The sequence below is a fragment of the Micromonospora sp. NBC_00617 genome (assembly GCF_045161355.1).
Taxonomy (GTDB): Bacteria; Actinomycetota; Actinomycetes; order Mycobacteriales; family Micromonosporaceae; genus Micromonospora.
Genome location: NZ_CP107751.1, coordinates 4,944,179 through 4,959,009 on the forward strand (window position 1 = coordinate 4,944,179; position 14,831 = coordinate 4,959,009).

At 70.6% G+C, this 14,831-nt stretch carries 13 protein-coding genes; 9 read left to right on the forward strand and 4 right to left on the reverse strand.

Annotation, left to right across the window (positions count from 1 at the left end):
- The first annotated feature begins 41 nt into the window (after positions 1–41).
- Both OG505_RS22640 and OG505_RS22645 read left to right on the forward strand, forming a co-directional pair.
- The gene (locus OG505_RS22640) at positions 42–860 is read left to right on the forward strand and encodes a Maf family protein (protein WP_405427329.1); all 819 of its coding nucleotides are present in this window, start codon (positions 42–44) and stop codon (positions 858–860) included.
- Positions 857–1,510, forward strand: a complete 654-nt coding sequence (locus OG505_RS22645; RefSeq protein WP_355062911.1) for an O-methyltransferase — start codon at positions 857–859, stop codon at positions 1,508–1,510. Before OG505_RS22640 ends, OG505_RS22645 begins: the two co-directional genes overlap by 4 nt.
- Before the next feature lie 204 nt (positions 1,511–1,714).
- On the opposite strand, the gene OG505_RS22650 is transcribed toward OG505_RS22645, so the two are convergent.
- From OG505_RS22650 to OG505_RS22660, 3 genes are all read right to left on the reverse strand, one after another.
- A complete protein-coding gene (locus OG505_RS22650) occupies positions 1,715–2,470 on the reverse strand; it encodes an ABC transporter permease (RefSeq protein ID WP_354854032.1) in 756 nt (251 codons plus the stop codon).
- A gap of 18 nt (positions 2,471–2,488) precedes the next feature.
- Positions 2,489–3,448 carry an ATP-binding cassette domain-containing protein gene (locus OG505_RS22655; RefSeq protein ID WP_355062909.1) on the reverse strand — a complete coding sequence of 320 codons (960 nt, stop codon included), beginning with the start codon at positions 3,446–3,448 and terminating at the stop codon, positions 2,489–2,491.
- Between the two features lie 153 nt (positions 3,449–3,601).
- Complete coding sequence (locus tag OG505_RS22660; protein WP_405434644.1) at positions 3,602–4,213, reverse strand: PadR family transcriptional regulator; 612 nt, start codon at positions 4,211–4,213, stop codon at positions 3,602–3,604.
- 139 nt (positions 4,214–4,352) lie between these two features.
- Here OG505_RS22660 and OG505_RS22665 point away from each other — a divergent pair, with 139 nt between their 5' ends.
- From OG505_RS22665 to OG505_RS22675, 3 genes are all read left to right on the forward strand, one after another.
- Positions 4,353–6,104 (forward strand): acetyl/propionyl/methylcrotonyl-CoA carboxylase subunit alpha, encoded by a 1,752-nt coding sequence (locus OG505_RS22665; RefSeq protein WP_405427332.1) that lies wholly within the window; start codon positions 4,353–4,355, stop codon positions 6,102–6,104.
- A gap of 284 nt (positions 6,105–6,388) precedes the next feature.
- Positions 6,389–7,828, forward strand: a complete 1,440-nt coding sequence (locus OG505_RS22670; RefSeq protein ID WP_405427334.1) for a GuaB1 family IMP dehydrogenase-related protein — start codon at positions 6,389–6,391, stop codon at positions 7,826–7,828.
- Positions 7,829–8,071: 243 nt separating this feature from the next.
- Positions 8,072–9,277 carry an IS110 family transposase gene (locus tag OG505_RS22675; RefSeq protein ID WP_405434360.1) on the forward strand — a complete coding sequence of 402 codons (1,206 nt, stop codon included), beginning with the start codon at positions 8,072–8,074 and terminating at the stop codon, positions 9,275–9,277.
- Positions 9,278–9,408: 131 nt separating this feature from the next.
- On the opposite strand, the gene OG505_RS22680 is transcribed toward OG505_RS22675, so the two are convergent.
- Positions 9,409–9,960, reverse strand: coding sequence for a TetR/AcrR family transcriptional regulator (locus OG505_RS22680; protein WP_405427336.1), 552 nt, complete (start codon positions 9,958–9,960; stop codon positions 9,409–9,411).
- An 84-nt stretch (positions 9,961–10,044) separates the two neighbouring features.
- Between OG505_RS22680 and OG505_RS22685 the strand changes: the two genes are divergently transcribed.
- The 4 genes from OG505_RS22685 to OG505_RS22700 are packed head-to-tail and all read left to right on the forward strand — an operon-like array spanning position 10,045 to position 14,794.
- Positions 10,045–10,491, forward strand: coding sequence for a DoxX family membrane protein (locus tag OG505_RS22685; RefSeq protein WP_405427338.1), 447 nt, complete (start codon positions 10,045–10,047; stop codon positions 10,489–10,491).
- Positions 10,492–10,515: 24 nt separating this feature from the next.
- Positions 10,516–10,998: a MarR family transcriptional regulator gene (locus OG505_RS22690; protein ID WP_234587371.1), complete on the forward strand. Its 483-nt coding sequence runs from the start codon at positions 10,516–10,518 to the stop codon at positions 10,996–10,998.
- Complete coding sequence (locus OG505_RS22695) at positions 10,992–12,725, forward strand: ABC transporter ATP-binding protein (protein ID WP_405427340.1); 1,734 nt, start codon at positions 10,992–10,994, stop codon at positions 12,723–12,725. The genes OG505_RS22690 and OG505_RS22695 overlap by 7 nt, the downstream gene beginning before the upstream one ends.
- Entirely contained in the window at positions 12,722–14,794 is a 2,073-nt protein-coding gene (locus OG505_RS22700) for an ABC transporter ATP-binding protein (protein WP_405427342.1), read from the forward strand. The genes OG505_RS22695 and OG505_RS22700 overlap by 4 nt, the downstream gene beginning before the upstream one ends.
- Positions 14,795–14,831: the final 37 nt, after the last annotated feature.

Below are 14,831 nucleotides of genomic sequence, written 5' to 3' on the forward strand. Positions count from 1 at the left end.
TGGACCGGTGTGGCGGGTGGTGAGCCGGTAACGTCGGGCTGGTGTCTGATTCCCTGCCGCTCCGCCTCGTGCTCGCCTCGGCCAGCCCTGCCCGTCGCAAGTCTCTCCAGGCCGCTGGCATCGAGCCGGATGTGCTGGTCAGTGGGGTGGACGAGTCCCTGGTGGTGACCGATCGGGCCGAGGATCTGTGCCTGGAGCTGGCTCGGCTCAAGGCGCAGGCAGTGCTGGCCCGACTGAGTCCGGCCGTCACGGCGAACGGGCGAGCCACCACCGCCGCGACCACCCCCAGCACCGCAGGCACCGGCACCGGCACCGGCACCAGCGGAAACACCACCCCCAGCACTGCAGGCACCGGCACCGACGCCAGCGGAAACACCACTCCCAGCACCGCAGGCACCGCTCAGCGGACCCTGATCATCGGCTGTGACTCGGTGCTCGCGTTCGACGGGGAGATTCTCGGCAAGCCGGCGGATCCGGCCGACGCCACCCGGCGTTGGCTGCGGATGCGGGGACGCAGCGGTGTGCTGCACAGTGGGCACTGCCTGATCGACGGTGTCAGTGGGCGGCGCGCGGAGGCGGTTGCCTCGACGACAGTCCATTTTGCGGACATCAGCGACGACGAGATCGCCGCGTACGTCGCCACCGGCGAGCCGCTGGCGGTGGCGGGCGCGTTCACGATCGACGGGTTGGGCGGGCCGTTCGTAGAGCGGATCGAGGGCGACCCGGGGACCGTGGTCGGATTGTCGATGCCGCTGCTGCGTCGGCTCCTCGCCGAACTGGGGTTGCAGATCACGGACCTGTGGACAAAGGTCGCGCCGGGCGGCCAATCGGTCGAGCCGCTCGGTAACGTCCGCTCATGACCACGAAGTCGATCCCACTCACCGACGAGTTGCACGCCTACCTGGTCGCGCACGGCGCCCCACCGGACGAGATCATCCAGGACCTGGCCGAGGAGACCCGGTCGGTGCTGCCCGAGCACGCCTCCATGCAGGTGGCGCCGGAGCAGGCCGCGTTCCTGACGTTCCTGACCCGACTGCTGGACGTACGGCAGGCCGTCGAGGTTGGCACGTTCACCGGCCTGTCGGCGCTGGCCATCGCCCGGGGGTTGCCCGAGGGCGGGAGGTTGACCTGCTTCGACATCTCCGAGGAGTTCACCGGCATCGCCCGGCGGTACTGGGCCCGCGCCGGCGTGCAGGACCGCATCGACCTGCGGATCGGCCCGGCCGGCGAGACGCTGCGGGAGTTGCCGCACGAGCGTCACCTGGACTTCGCGTTCATCGACGCGGACAAGACCGGGTACCCGGTCTACTGGGCCGAGCTGGTGCCCCGGATGCGACCGGGCGGGGTGATCGCCGTTGACAACGTGCTGCGCGGCGGACGGGTGATCGCCCCGCGGGACGCCAACGACCGGGCGATCGCCGCCTTCAACGACGAGGTGCTTGCCGACGTACGGGTCGACCCGGTGATGCTGCCGATCGCGGACGGCCTCACCCTCGCCCGGGTCCGCTGAACGCCGCCACCACTGAACGCCGCCACCACTGAGCACCGCCACCGCTGACCACCGCCACCGCCACGACCGCTGAGCACACCGCCGCCACCGCCACGACCGCTGAGCACCGAGGAGACGCCGGCAACCCGCCTGGCGCGCAGCGCCGTCAGCACGAATTCGGGGTGCCCGCAGGAGGGGCACCCCGAATTTCGGCAGGCGCCAGCGTCAGCGGACGCTGCGGGCGAACTGGCGGGCGGCCCAGAAGACCCCCAGCGCGGCGAGGACCGCCGTGATGGTGAGGCCCTGCCAGACCTTGTCACTGGCCAGGTCGCCGGCGAAGAGCGCACGGGTGCCGTCGACCGCCCAGGAGAACGGGTTCCAGTCGGCGATGCCCTGCAACCAGCCCGGCGCGAAGGTTAGCGGCAGCAGGATGCCGGAGAGCAGCAGCACCGGCTGCGCCACGGTGTTCATCAGTGGGGCCAGCGCGTCCTCGCTCTTGACCTTGAGTGCGACGCCGTACGAGACGGCCGAGGTCATGAGCGCGATGAGGGCGAGCATGAGGTACGCCAGCAGCAGGTCGCCGATGAACACCCGCAGGTCGAACAGGAGCGCCAGCAGGGTGATGATGACCGCCTGCACGATGAGCGAGACCACGTCGCGCAGCGAGCGGCCGAGCAGCAGGGCGAGCCGGCTGATCGGGGTGACCCGGGACCGTTCGATGACGCCGGCGCGCAGCTCGGCGATCAGGCCGAAGCCCTGGAACAGGCCGCCGAAGATGGCCAGCAGCACCAGCAGACCCGGCACGAAGATCTTGTAGGCGGCGGCCTGGGTGGGCGCGTTCAGGGCCGGCTTGAGCAGCGGGGCGAAGAGCAGCAGGTACATCACCGGCTGGAACACGCCGACGAAGACCCAGACCGGGTTGCGCAGCAGGAGCTGGATCTGCCGCTGGAAGATCAGCCACGTGTCGCGGGCGAATTTCATGAGTCGTCTCTCCGGTGGTCAGGACTCGCGCAGCGAGCGGCCGGTCTTGGTCAGGAAGACGTCGTCCAGGCTGGGCCGGTGCAGCTCGATCGAGCGCAGCTCCAGCCCGGCGTGGTCGAGTCGGCGCAGCACCTGGGGAATGGCGGTGGCGCCCTCGTCGACGTAGAGGCGCAGGCCGCCCTCGTCGGCGGTCTCCAGCTTGTTGACGTACGGCTCGCCGTCGAGCGCCTGGGCGGCCTGCGGGGTGGCTGCCAGGTCGAGACCGACGAGCACGACGTCGCCGGAGATCTCCCGTTTGAGTTCGGCCGGGGTGCCCTCGGCGACGACCTCGCCGTTGTCCATGATCGCGATGCGGTCGCAGAGCGCGTCGGCCTCGTCCAGGTAGTGCGTGGTGATGAAGACCGTCATGCCGTCGCTGCGCAGTCGCCGGATCTCGTCCCACATGTGCGCGCGGCTCTGCGGGTCGAGGCCGGTGGTCGGCTCGTCCAGGAAGACGATCTTCGGCTCGTGGATGATGCCGAGCGCGATCTCGACCCGTCGGCGCTGGCCGCCGGAGTAGGTCTTGCACTTGCGGTCGGCGTACTCGGTGAGCTGGAAGGCGTCCAGGGCGCGGGCGGCGCGCTGCTGCGCGTCGGCCTTGCCGATGCCGTACATCCGGGCGTGCAGGACCAGCTCCTCGCGGGCGGTGGACTCGTCCCACGTGCTGCCGCCCTGCGGGACGTACCCGATCCGGCGGCGGACCTCCGCCGGATCCTTGCGCAGGTCGGCCCCGGCGATGGTGGCCTCGCCGCCGTCGGGCTCGATCAGCGTGGCGAGCATCCGCAGCGTGGTGGTCTTGCCGGCGCCGTTGGGGCCGAGGAAGCCGAAGATCTCCCCCTCGGCGACCTGGAGGTTGACGCCCCGCACGGCGTCCACCGTCTTCGTCTCTCGACCCGCGCGGGAGCGGAACGACTTCCGCAGCCCCCTGGTCTCGATCATTTCTGCTCCTGGTCGGTCGGGCCGGCCGTGCCGGCCGTCGAGTGTCGGTCGGGCCGGCCGTGCCGGCCGTCGAGTGGGACGACGCCGAACGGCGCACTCCCCCGCTGTGCCGCCAGCAGGCTAACGCGATATAGCGTTTCTAGTCAACGTTGATTATTTCGCGTCACGATCGATCCGCTCCTCGCCCTCCCGTCGACCCGACCAACCCTCGGCGTTCGCCAGCTCAGCAGGCAGGTACGACACTCCGGACTCGATCCGGTCGGCGATCCGCTCACACCAGTTCAGCTCCGCGTCCGCCCGCGCCGACCACAGCTCGAACATCCAACTGACGTGCACCGGCTTTGTGTTGCGAACCCAGTCCGACTGGAGCGACGCACGCATCGACTCCATGCCGGCCCGCAGCAGGTTGGCCCTGTTGCGCAGGGCCGCCGCCGCCTCGGACCGCGGCATCGCTGGCAGGAATGAGAAGGCAGCCGTGAAGGGGTCGACCGGCTCGGTGAAGTTCCACCAGAAGTTGCGCAGCAGGGTCTCGAACTCGTCCTCCCCCTTCGGGGTCACCTCGTAGGTGGTGCGGGCCGGCCGGGCACCGACCTGCTCGGTGGCGACGGCCCGCAGCAAACCTTCCTCGGTGAGCTTGCGCAGCGCGTGGTAGATCGAGCCGGGCTGCACGTTCGCCCACTTGTCGGCGCTCCAGCTCAGCAGCTCGCGGCGCACGTCGTAGCCGTGTACGGGCTGCATCCACCGCACCAGGCCGAGAATCATCATCCGAGTCGCAGACACCACACAAGCGTAATAGCCAAGTTTGACTAAACTTCAGTGCCGCACCCCACACTGAGCGATCGTTAGGGTCGGCCCGCGTGGCCGATACACTCCCGGTCAGTAACCTGCCGGGAGGAGCCACGAGGTGCGCAAGGTACTCATCGCCAACCGCGGCGAGATCGCCGTCCGGGTCATCCGCGCCTGCCGTGACGCCGGCCTGGGCAGCGTCGCCGTGTACGCGGACTCCGACCGCGACGCCCTGCACGCCACGCTCGCGGACGAGGCGTACGCGCTCGGCGGGGACAGCGCGACCGAGACGTACCTGCGCATCGACAAGCTGCTCGACGTCGCCGCCCGGGCCGGCGCCGACGCCGTACACCCGGGTTACGGCTTCCTCAGTGAGAACGCCGACTTCGCCCAGGCGGTCATCGACGCGGGGTTGACCTGGATCGGCCCCACCCCGCAGGCCATCCGCGACCTGGGCGACAAGGTGACCGCCCGGCACATCGCCCAGCGCGCCGGCGCTCCGCTGGTCCCCGGCACCCCCGATCCGGTGGGCAGCCCGGACGAGGTGATGGCGTTCGCCGTCGACCACGGCCTGCCGGTCGCCATCAAGGCCGCCTTCGGTGGTGGTGGGCGCGGCCTCAAGGTCGCCCGCACCATGGAGGAGATCCCCCAGCTCTTCGAGTCGGCCACCCGGGAGGCGGTCGCGGCGTTCGGTCGGGGCGAGTGCTTCGTCGAGCGTTACCTGGACCAGCCCCGGCACGTCGAGGCGCAGGTCCTCGCCGACCAGCACGGCAACGTGATCGTCGTGGGCACCCGGGACTGCTCGTTGCAGCGCCGGCACCAGAAGCTCGTGGAGGAGGCCCCCGCGCCGTTCCTCACCGACGCCCAGCGTGCCCAGATCCACGACAGCGCCAAGGCGATCTGCCGGGAGGCCGGCTACCACGGCGCCGGCACGGTGGAATACCTGGTCGGCAAGGACGGCACGATCTCCTTCCTGGAGGTCAACACCCGACTCCAGGTCGAGCACCCGGTCACCGAGGAGACCGCCGGCATCGACCTGGTCCGCGAGCAGTTCCGGATCGCCGACGGTGAGAAGCTGCGGATCACCGAGGACCCGACGCCGCGCGGGCACGCCATCGAGTTCCGGATCAACGGTGAGGACCCGGGCCGCAACTTCCTGCCCGCGCCGGGCACCGTCACCACGCTGCGCCTGCCCACCGGCCCGGGCGTCCGGGTGGACACCGGCATCTCGGCCGGCGACGTGATCGGCGGCAACTTCGACTCGCTGCTGGCCAAGGTGATCATCACCGGTGAGACGCGGACCGAGGCGTTGGAGCGCGCCCGCCGCGCGCTCGACGAGATGGTCGTCGACGGGATGGCCACCGCGCTGCCGTTCCACCGCCTGGTCGTGCGGGACGAGGCGTTCACCGCCGAACCGTTCACCGTGCACACCCGGTGGATCGAGACCGAGTTCCACAACACCGTGCCGCCGTTCGTCGCCGCCGCCGGCGCCGCCGAGGCGCCGGAAGAACGCGACACCGTCGTGGTCGAGGTCGCCGGCAAGCGCCTCGAGGTCAGCCTCCCCGCCGGCTTCGGCGGGAGTACGACCACCGCGGCGCCCACCTCCCGCAAGCCGACTCGGCGCGGGGGTGGAGCCAAGGCGGGCGCCCCGGTCGGTGGCGACGCGCTCACCTCCCCCATGCAGGGCACGATCGTCAAGATCGCGATCGCCGAGGGCGACACGGTGGCCGAAGGCGACCTGGTGGTGGTGCTCGAGGCGATGAAGATGGAGCAGCCGTTGCACGCCCACAAGGCGGGTACGGTAAGCGGGCTCACCGCCGAGGTCGGTGCCGTGATCACCGCCGGCGCCGCCATCTGCACCATCGCCTGAGGGGCGAGCGCGAGACTTTGTTGCTGGTGGAGCAGCCGCGGTTGGCTCGGCGCGAAGTCGGTTACGCGGTCTGCGGCAGCGGCGTGCGCACGTCCCGGACGGCGTATCGATGGAGCGTGACGCCCTCGTCGAAGCACGCCTGCTCGAGCAGGTCCACCTGGAGCGGCTCGGGCGCACGCGGCGGCCGACACCGACGGCTCGTGACCGCCGCACAGGTCGGGCGGTGGGGGTGGTTTGGGCCACCAGCGGCGGCGGGAGTGCGCGCGAGCAGGAATGATGTTCAGGTGCGCTTCCTTCACGGCGCGGTTCCCGCGCACGACCTGACCTATACCGACGTCTTCATGGCGCCGGCCCGCTCCGACCTCGGCTCCCGGCTGGACGTCGACCTTTCCACCGGCGACGGCACCGGCACCACCATCCCGCTGGTGGTGTCGAACATGACGGCGGTCGCCGGGCGGCGGATGGCCGAGACGGTGGCTCGGCGGGGCGCGATCGCCGTGATCCCGCAGGACATCCCGATCGAGGTCGTCGCGAACGTCGTCGCCTGGGTCAAGCAGCGGCACCTGGTCTACGACACACCCATCACCCTGGGCCCCACCGAGACCGTCGGGGACGCCATCCACCTCCTGCCGAAGCGGTCGCACGGCGCGGTGATCGTGGTCGACGAGGCCGGTCGGCCGGTGGGCGTGGTCACCGAGGCGGACACCACGGGCGTGGACCGGTTCGCCCAGCTGCGGCACGTGATGTCCACCGAGCTGCACACCATCCCGGCGGACGCGGACCCGCGTACCGGCTTCGACCTGCTCTCCGCCGGCCGGCGCCGGCTCGCTCCGGTGGTGGACGCCGACGGTCGGCTGGTCGGCGTGCTGACCCGGCAGGGCGCGCTGCGGGCCACCCTCTACACGCCGGCCGTGGACGACCGGGGACGGCTGCGCGTCGCGGCGGCGGTCGGGATCAACGGCGACGTCACCGGCAAGGCCGCCGCGCTGCTGGAGGCAGGTGTGGACACGCTGGTCGTGGACACCGCGCACGGCCACCAGGAGCGGATGATCTCGGCGTTGCGGGCGGTCCGCAAGCTGGACCCGGGCGTACCGGTGGCGGCCGGCAACGTGGTCACCGCCGAGGGCGTACGCGACCTGGTCGAGGCCGGCGCGGACATCATCAAGGTCGGCGTCGGTCCCGGCGCGATGTGCACCACCCGCATGATGACCGGCGTGGGCCGGCCGCAGTTCTCAGCCGTGCTGGACTGCTCGACGGCGGCCCGCGAGCTGGGTCGGCACGTCTGGGCGGACGGCGGGGTGCGGCACCCCCGCGACGTGGCGCTCGCGCTCGCCGCCGGCGCGTCGAACGTGATGATCGGCTCCTGGTTCGCCGGCACCTACGAGTCCCCCGGTGACCTCTACACCGAGCCGGACGGTCGGCGGTACAAGGAGAGCTTCGGGATGGCCTCGGCGCGGGCGGTCAGCGCCCGTACCGCCGACGACAGCCCGTACGACCGGGCCCGCAAGGCGGTGTTCGAGGAGGGCATCTCCTCGGCGCGGATGTATCTGGACCCGACCCGGCCCGGCGTCGAGGATCTGATCGACGAGATCATCGCCGGGGTCCGCAGCGCCTTCACCTATGCCGGAGCGCGGGACCTGACGCAGTTCCACGAGCGCGCGATCGTCGGCGTGCAGAGCGCCGCCGGCTTCACCGAGGGAATGCCACTCCCCACCAGCTGGTAACCCCCGTTACCTTTTTGATCGTCCCCAGCCGGGGACTGCTCGGTCGCCCGGCTCGGTATGACTTACTGCCCCTGTCGTACGGATGATCCGGGGGGTGTTGTCGCCGGGCCGGGTGGCGCCGATGGACCGCTGATAGGGACACGGCCACCCGTTTTGTTGGGGTAGGTCTCTTCGTAACGTGGCTGCCGGCAGTCGACGCCTGATCGACCGGGTTGACGGGTGACGTCGCGGGGAGGCGATGCGGTGCACGGCGACTACCAGGTGTTTCTCGGTCTCGATGTCGGCAAGGACGGCCACCACGCCGTCGCGCTGACTCGGGACGGCAAACGGCTGCACGACGCGGCGCTGGTCAACACCGAGGCGAAACTGCGGCAGGTGTTCGACAAGCTCGGCCGCCACGGCCGCGTCCTGGTCGTGGTCGACCAGCCCGCGACGATCGGCGCGCTGCCCGTCGCGGTAGCCCGAGCGTGCGGTCATCAAGTGGCCTACCTGCCCGGACTCGCGATGCGACGGATCGCCGACCTGCACCCCGGCAGCGCCAAGACCGACGCCCGCGATGCCTACGTGATCGCCGACGCCGCCCGCACCTTGCCGCACACGCTGCGCCGCGTCGACGTCGGCGACGAGACCCTGGCCGAACTCGAGGTCCTGGTCGGCTTCGACGACGACCTGGCCGGCGAGGCCACCCGGGTCGCCAACCGCATCCGCGGGCTGCTCACGCAAATCCACCCTGCTCTGGAACGGGTGCTGGGACCGAAGGTGCAGCACAAAGCCGTCCTGGAGCTGCTGTCGCGCTGCGGCGGACCGGCCGGGCTGCGCAAGGCCGGCCGCCGCAAACTCACCGCCATCGCCAGCAAGAACGCGCCCCGCATGGGCGAACGTCTCATCGAGCAGGTCATGACCGCGTTGGACGAGCAGACCGTGGTCGTCGCGGGCACGGCCGCTGCGGAAACGGTCCTGCCCCGGCTGGCTGACAGCCTGCGCGACGTGCTCAAACAGCGCGACCAGGTCGCCGTCGAGGTGGACAGGATGCTTGATGCGCACCCTCTTTCCGAGGTCCTGACCTCGATGCCCGGCATCGGCGTCAGGACCGCTGCGAGGATCCTGCTCGAAGTCGGCGACGGCACCGCGTTCGCCAGCCCAGGCCATCTGGCCGCCTACGCCGGCCTGGCACCCGTCACCCGCCGCTCCGGCAGCAGCATCCGCGGTGAACACCCACCCCGGGGCGGCAACAAACAGCTGAAACGCGCCTTCTTCCTCGCCGCGTTCGCAGCCCTGGCCGACCCGGTCAGCCGCGCCTACTACGACCGGAAACGCGCCGAAGGCAAACGCCACAACGCGGCCCTGATCTGCCTCGCCCGACGCCGCGTCGACGTCCTGTTCGCGATGCTCCGCGACAAGGTCCCCTACCAGCAACGCCCGCTGCCTACCGCAACCGTCGCCGCTTGACAAAACCATAGGGACACCCCCCCCACCCCCACCCCGTTGATCATGAAGTTATTGCCTCCCGCATCGGCGTGTCGGGGCGATAACTTCATGATCAACCGAGGAGGGCGGGGGCGGGTGGGAGCGGGCTGGAGTTAGGTGGTTAGGCGGCTCAGGATTTGGCGGGCTGCCTCGCTCGGGTTGTCGCCTACCCGGTCCGGAAGGGCGTTGGCCAGCCAGAGGGTTGCGAAGCCGTGGGCGATCGACCAGGCGGCGAGGGCGTCCCGGTTGGGGTCGCCTCCGGCTGGTAGTGCGGCGACCCCCGAACGCAGGGCGGCGCCGGCGCGCTCCCGGGCGGCGATCAGCTCCGCGTCGTCGGCCCGGTACAGCTCGGGCCGGAACATCACCTCGAAGTGCGCGCGGTGCCCGACGGCGAAGTCGACGTACGCGACTCCGGCGGTCAGCAGGTCGTCTCCCGCCGCGCTCAACATCTGGGCCAGCAGGTCGAAGCCCTGAGCGGCGAGGGCGGTGAGCAGGCCGGCCTTGTCGCTGAAGTGGTGGGCGGGCGCGGCGTGCGAGACGCCGGCCCGACGCGCCAGGTCGCGCAGGCTCAACGCGGTCGGCCCGACCTCCTCGATCGCGTCGAGCGCCGCCGCGAGCAGGGCGCGACGGAGGTCGCCGTGGTGGTAGCCACGCGTCTCGGTCATGCCCAGATCTTATCTTGCCATTGACAAGATGCCACTGCATCGCGCAATCTTGTCACCGACAAGATTGCGCCGAGGAGGATTTCGATGGCACCCCTGATCGCCCTTGTGGTCGGCACCGCCCTGGCCCGACTGGCCGGCCTGGCCGGCGTCGCCGTACTCGACGGCTGGCATCCCGCGCTGCGGGTCGGACTGGCACTGCTGTTCCTGGTGACCGGCCTCGCCCACTTCGTCGGCCAGCGCCGGGCCGACCTGATCGCGATGGTCCCGCCCGGCCTACCCCGGCCCGATCTGCTGGTCACCGTCACCGGCGTGCTGGAGCTGGCCGGCGCCGTCGGGCTGCTGATCCCGACGACCGCCCGGCTGGCCGCGGCCGGGCTCGGCCTGCTCATGCTCGCGATGTTCCCGGCCAACGTCTCGGCCGCGCGCCGCGAACTGACCCTCGCCGGACGCCCGGTCACCCCGCTCGGGCAGCGCACCGTCCTGCAACTCGTGTTCGTCGCCACGGCTGCGGCTATTTCGTTTGGCCCCTGACTATCAGGGAGCTAATGTAACCCCGTGGAACTCGTCACCCTCCAGGATGTGCCGCTCGGTCGGCTGCTGGTGGTGGCTGGGCACCTCGTCGGGCAACGGTGGAACCGCTATCTCGCCGAGGAGCACGGCCTCACCCAGGCCGGCATGATCACCCTGATGACACTCGCCCGACACGGCGAGCTGCCCCACCGCCAGGTCGCCGAGAAGGGGTTCGTCCGCCCGGCGACCCTGACCGGCATCGTCGACACGCTCGAACGTGACGGTCTGGTCGAGCGGCAGCGCGACGACAGCGACCGGCGCAGCATCCGACTCGCCATCACCCCCGCCGGGCGGGAGCGGGTCGCCGCGCTGGGCGCCCTCATGCACTCCGGAAGCCCGCTCACCTCGGTCGACGCCGACCCGGCGAAAGCCCAGGTGATCCGGGAGTTCCTGCTCGAGGTCATCGGCAGCGGGGACGACCCGCGGATGACCGGACGACCTACCGACGCGAAGGAACCGTCGTGCTGATCCGACTGCTGCGCGGTCAACTGCGCACGTACCAGAGACCGCTGCTGGCGGTGGTGCTGCTCCAGTTCGTGGGCACCATGGCCTCGCTCTACCTGCCCAGCCTCAACGCCGACATCATCGACATGGGCGTGGCCCGGGGCGACACCGACTACATCGTGCACACCGGCGGCTGGATGCTGCTGGTCAGCCTGGTCCAGATCGTCTGCTCGATCGCCGCCGTCTACCTCGGCGCCCGGACGGCGATGGGCTTCGGCCGGGACGTCCGCGCCCGGCTGTTCGCACACGTCAACCTCTTCTCCGCCCGTGAGGTGGCCCGGTTCGGCGCACCGTCGCTGATCACCCGCAACACCAACGACGTGCAACAGGTGCAGATGCTCGTGCTGATGAGCTGCACCATGCTGGTCGCCGCTCCGATCATGAGCGTCGGCGGCGTCTTCATGGCGCTGCGCGAGGACATCGGGCTCTCCTGGCTGATGCTGGTCAGCGTGCCGGTGCTGGCCGTCGCGCTGAGCGCGATCATCCGGCGAATGGTGCCGGGCTTCCGGCTGATGCAGACCCGGATCGACACGGTCAACCGGGTGCTGCGCGAGCAGATCACCGGCATCCGGGTGGTCCGCGCCTTCGTCCGCGAGCCGTACGAGACGGACCGCTTCGGTGTCGCCAACGCCGACCTGACCGCCACCGCCCTGCGTACCGGACGGCTGTTGGCGTTGATCTTTCCGGTGGTCATGCTGGTGCTGAATGTGTCGAGCGTGGCGGTGCTCTGGTTCGGCGCGCAGCGGGTCGACTCGGGCGCGATCGAGATCGGCGCGCTCACCGCGTTCCTGCAGTACCTGATGCAGATCCTGATGGCCGTGATGATGGCCACCTTCATGCTGATGATGGTGCCCCGGGCGGCGGTCTGCGCCGAGCGGATCGTCGAGGTGCTGGACACCGACTCCTCGGTGGTCCCCGCCGCCGCGCCGGTCACCGAGCTGCCCAGCCGGGCCGAGTTGGAGCTGCGCGAGGTGCGCTTCCAGTACCCGGGCGCGGTCGAGCCGGTGCTGCGCGACATCTCCTTCAAGGCCACCGCGGGCACCACCACCGCGATCATCGGCAGCACTGGCGCGGGCAAGACGACACTGCTGTCGCTCGTACCCCGCCTGGTCGACGTCACCGGCGGCGCGGTCCTGGTCGACGGGGTGGACGTCCGCGAACTGGAACCGGACGAGCTGTGGCGACGCATCGGCCTGGTGCCGCAGCGGCCCTACCTGTTCACCGGCACGGTCGCCAGCAACCTGCGCTACGGCAACCCGGACGCCACCGACGAGGAACTGTGGGCGGCGCTGGAGATCGCGCAGGCCCGCGACTTCGTGGCCCAGATGCCCGGCGGCCTGGACGCGCCGATCGCCCAGGGCGGCAGCACCGTCTCGGGTGGACAGCGGCAACGCCTCGCCATCGCCCGTGCCCTGGTCCGACAGCCGGAGATCTACCTCTTCGACGACTCGTTCTCGGCGCTCGACCTCGGCACCGACGCGCGGCTGCGGGCGGCACTGCGCCCGGTCACCGCGCAGTCGGCGGTGGTGATCGTGGCCCAGCGGGTGTCCACGATCGTCGACGCCGACCAGATCATCGTGCTTGAGAACGGAGGGGTCGTCGGAGTGGGACGACATGCGGAGTTGTTGGAGACCTGCCCGACGTACGCCGAGATCGTGGCTTCCCAGCAGACGGCGGAGGTGGCGGCATGAGCGAGCCCGACGAGTCGCGGACCGCTACCGTACCCAGTCAGAAGCCGGGCGGTGACACGCAGCAACCCGGCGGCGGCGCGGCGACGCCGAAGCGGCTGCCGGCCGGCCGGCAGGGCGGCGGCCCGCCCTGGATGAGCGCGGGGATGCCCGCCGAGAAGTCGATGAACTTCGGGCCGTCGGCCCGACGGCTGCTCGGCCGGCTGCGCCCGCACCGGCTGCACCTGACCGCGATCATCACCCTCGCCGTGGTGAGCGTCGGGTTCAGCGTGGCCGGCCCGAAGATCCTCGGCCACGCCACCGACCTGATCTTCAGTGGGGTGGTCGGTCGGCGACTGGCCCCGGGCACGACCACCGAACAGGCCGTCGCGGCGGCGCGGGCCAGCGGCAACGAGAGCTTCGCCGACATGCTGGCCCGGATGGACGTGGTGCCCGGAGTGGGCATCGACTTCGACGCCCTGGGTCGGGTGCTGCTGTTGGCGCTCGGGCTCTATCTGGCGGCGAGCGTGCTGTCCTGGTGGCAGGGCTGGCTGCTCAACGGGGTGGTCCAGCGCACCGTCCTGCGGCTGCGCGCCGAGGTGGAGGAGAAGCTCAACCGGCTGCCGCTGCCCTACTTCGACCGCCAGCCCCGCGGTGAGCTGCTCAGCCGGGTCACCAACGACATCGACAACATCTCGACGAGCCTCCAGCAGACCTTGAGCCAGCTGCTCACCTCGCTGCTGACCGTCATCGGCGTGCTGGCCGTGATGTTCTGGATCTCCCCGCTGCTGGCCCTGGTGGCTCTGGTCGCCGTACCGCTGTCGGTGCTGGTCACCCAGCGCATCGCCAAGCGCTCGCAGCAGCAGTTCATCGCCCAGTGGAAGCACACCGGCGAGTTGAACGGCCAGATCGAGGAGGCGTACACCGGTCACGAGCTGGTGAAGGTCTTCGGCCGGCAGCGCGAGGTGGAGGCGGAGTTCCACGCGAAGAACGAGGAGCTGTTCCGGGCCAGCTTCGGCGCCCAGTTCATCTCCGGAATCATCATGCCGTCGATGATGTTCATCGGAAACCTGAGCTACGTGGCCATCGCCGTGGTCGGCGGACTGCGGGTGGCCTCGGGGACGATGAGCCTCGGCGACGTGCAGGCGTTCATCCAGTACTCCCGCCAGTTCACCCAACCGCTGACCCAGCTCGCCTCGATGGCGAACCTGCTCCAGTCCGGGGTGGCGTCGGCCGAGCGGGTCTTCGCGGTGCTCGACGCCGACGAGCAGAGCCCCGACCCGGCTCAGCCGACCCGGGTCGTCGACCCGCACGGCCGGGTCGAATTCGAGCACGTCTCGTTCCGCTACGAGCCGGACAAGCCGCTGATCGACGACCTGTCGCTGGTCGCCGAGCCGGGGCACACGGTGGCCATCGTCGGCCCGACGGGCGCCGGCAAGACCACCCTGGTCAACCTGATCATGCGGTTCTACGAGCTGGACGCCGGCCGGATCACCCTCGACGGGGTGGACATCACCACGATGCGCCGCGACGACCTGCGCGGACGGATCGGCATGGTGCTCCAGGACACCTGGCTCTTCGGCGGCACCATCCGCGACAACATCGCGTACGGCCGGCCGGACGCGACCGAGGAGGAGATCGTCGCCGCGGCCCGCGCCACCTTCGTGGACCGGTTCGTGCGCAGCCTTCCGGACGGCTACGACACGGTCATCGACGAGGAGGGCAGCAACGTCAGCGCCGGCGAGAAGCAGCTCATCACGATCGCCCGGGCGTTCCTCGCCGAACCGTCCCTGCTGATCCTGGACGAGGCGACCAGCTCGGTGGACACCCGCACCGAGGTGCTGCTCCAACGGGCGATGGCGGCGCTGCGCTCGGACCGGACCAGCTTCGTCATCGCGCACCGGCTCTCCACCATCCGCGACGCCGACCTGATCCTGATGATGGAGAACGGCCGCATCGTCGAGCAGGGCACCCACGAGCAGTTGCTCGCCGCCCACGGCGCGTACCACCGGCTCTACCGCTCACAGTTCACCGGCGCCGCGGTCGACGAGGAACCAGCCGCGCCCGCCGGGGCCCAGCCGGCGTCGGTCTGAGGGCGGACCGCCGTGCGCGCCACACGATCGACGGTCC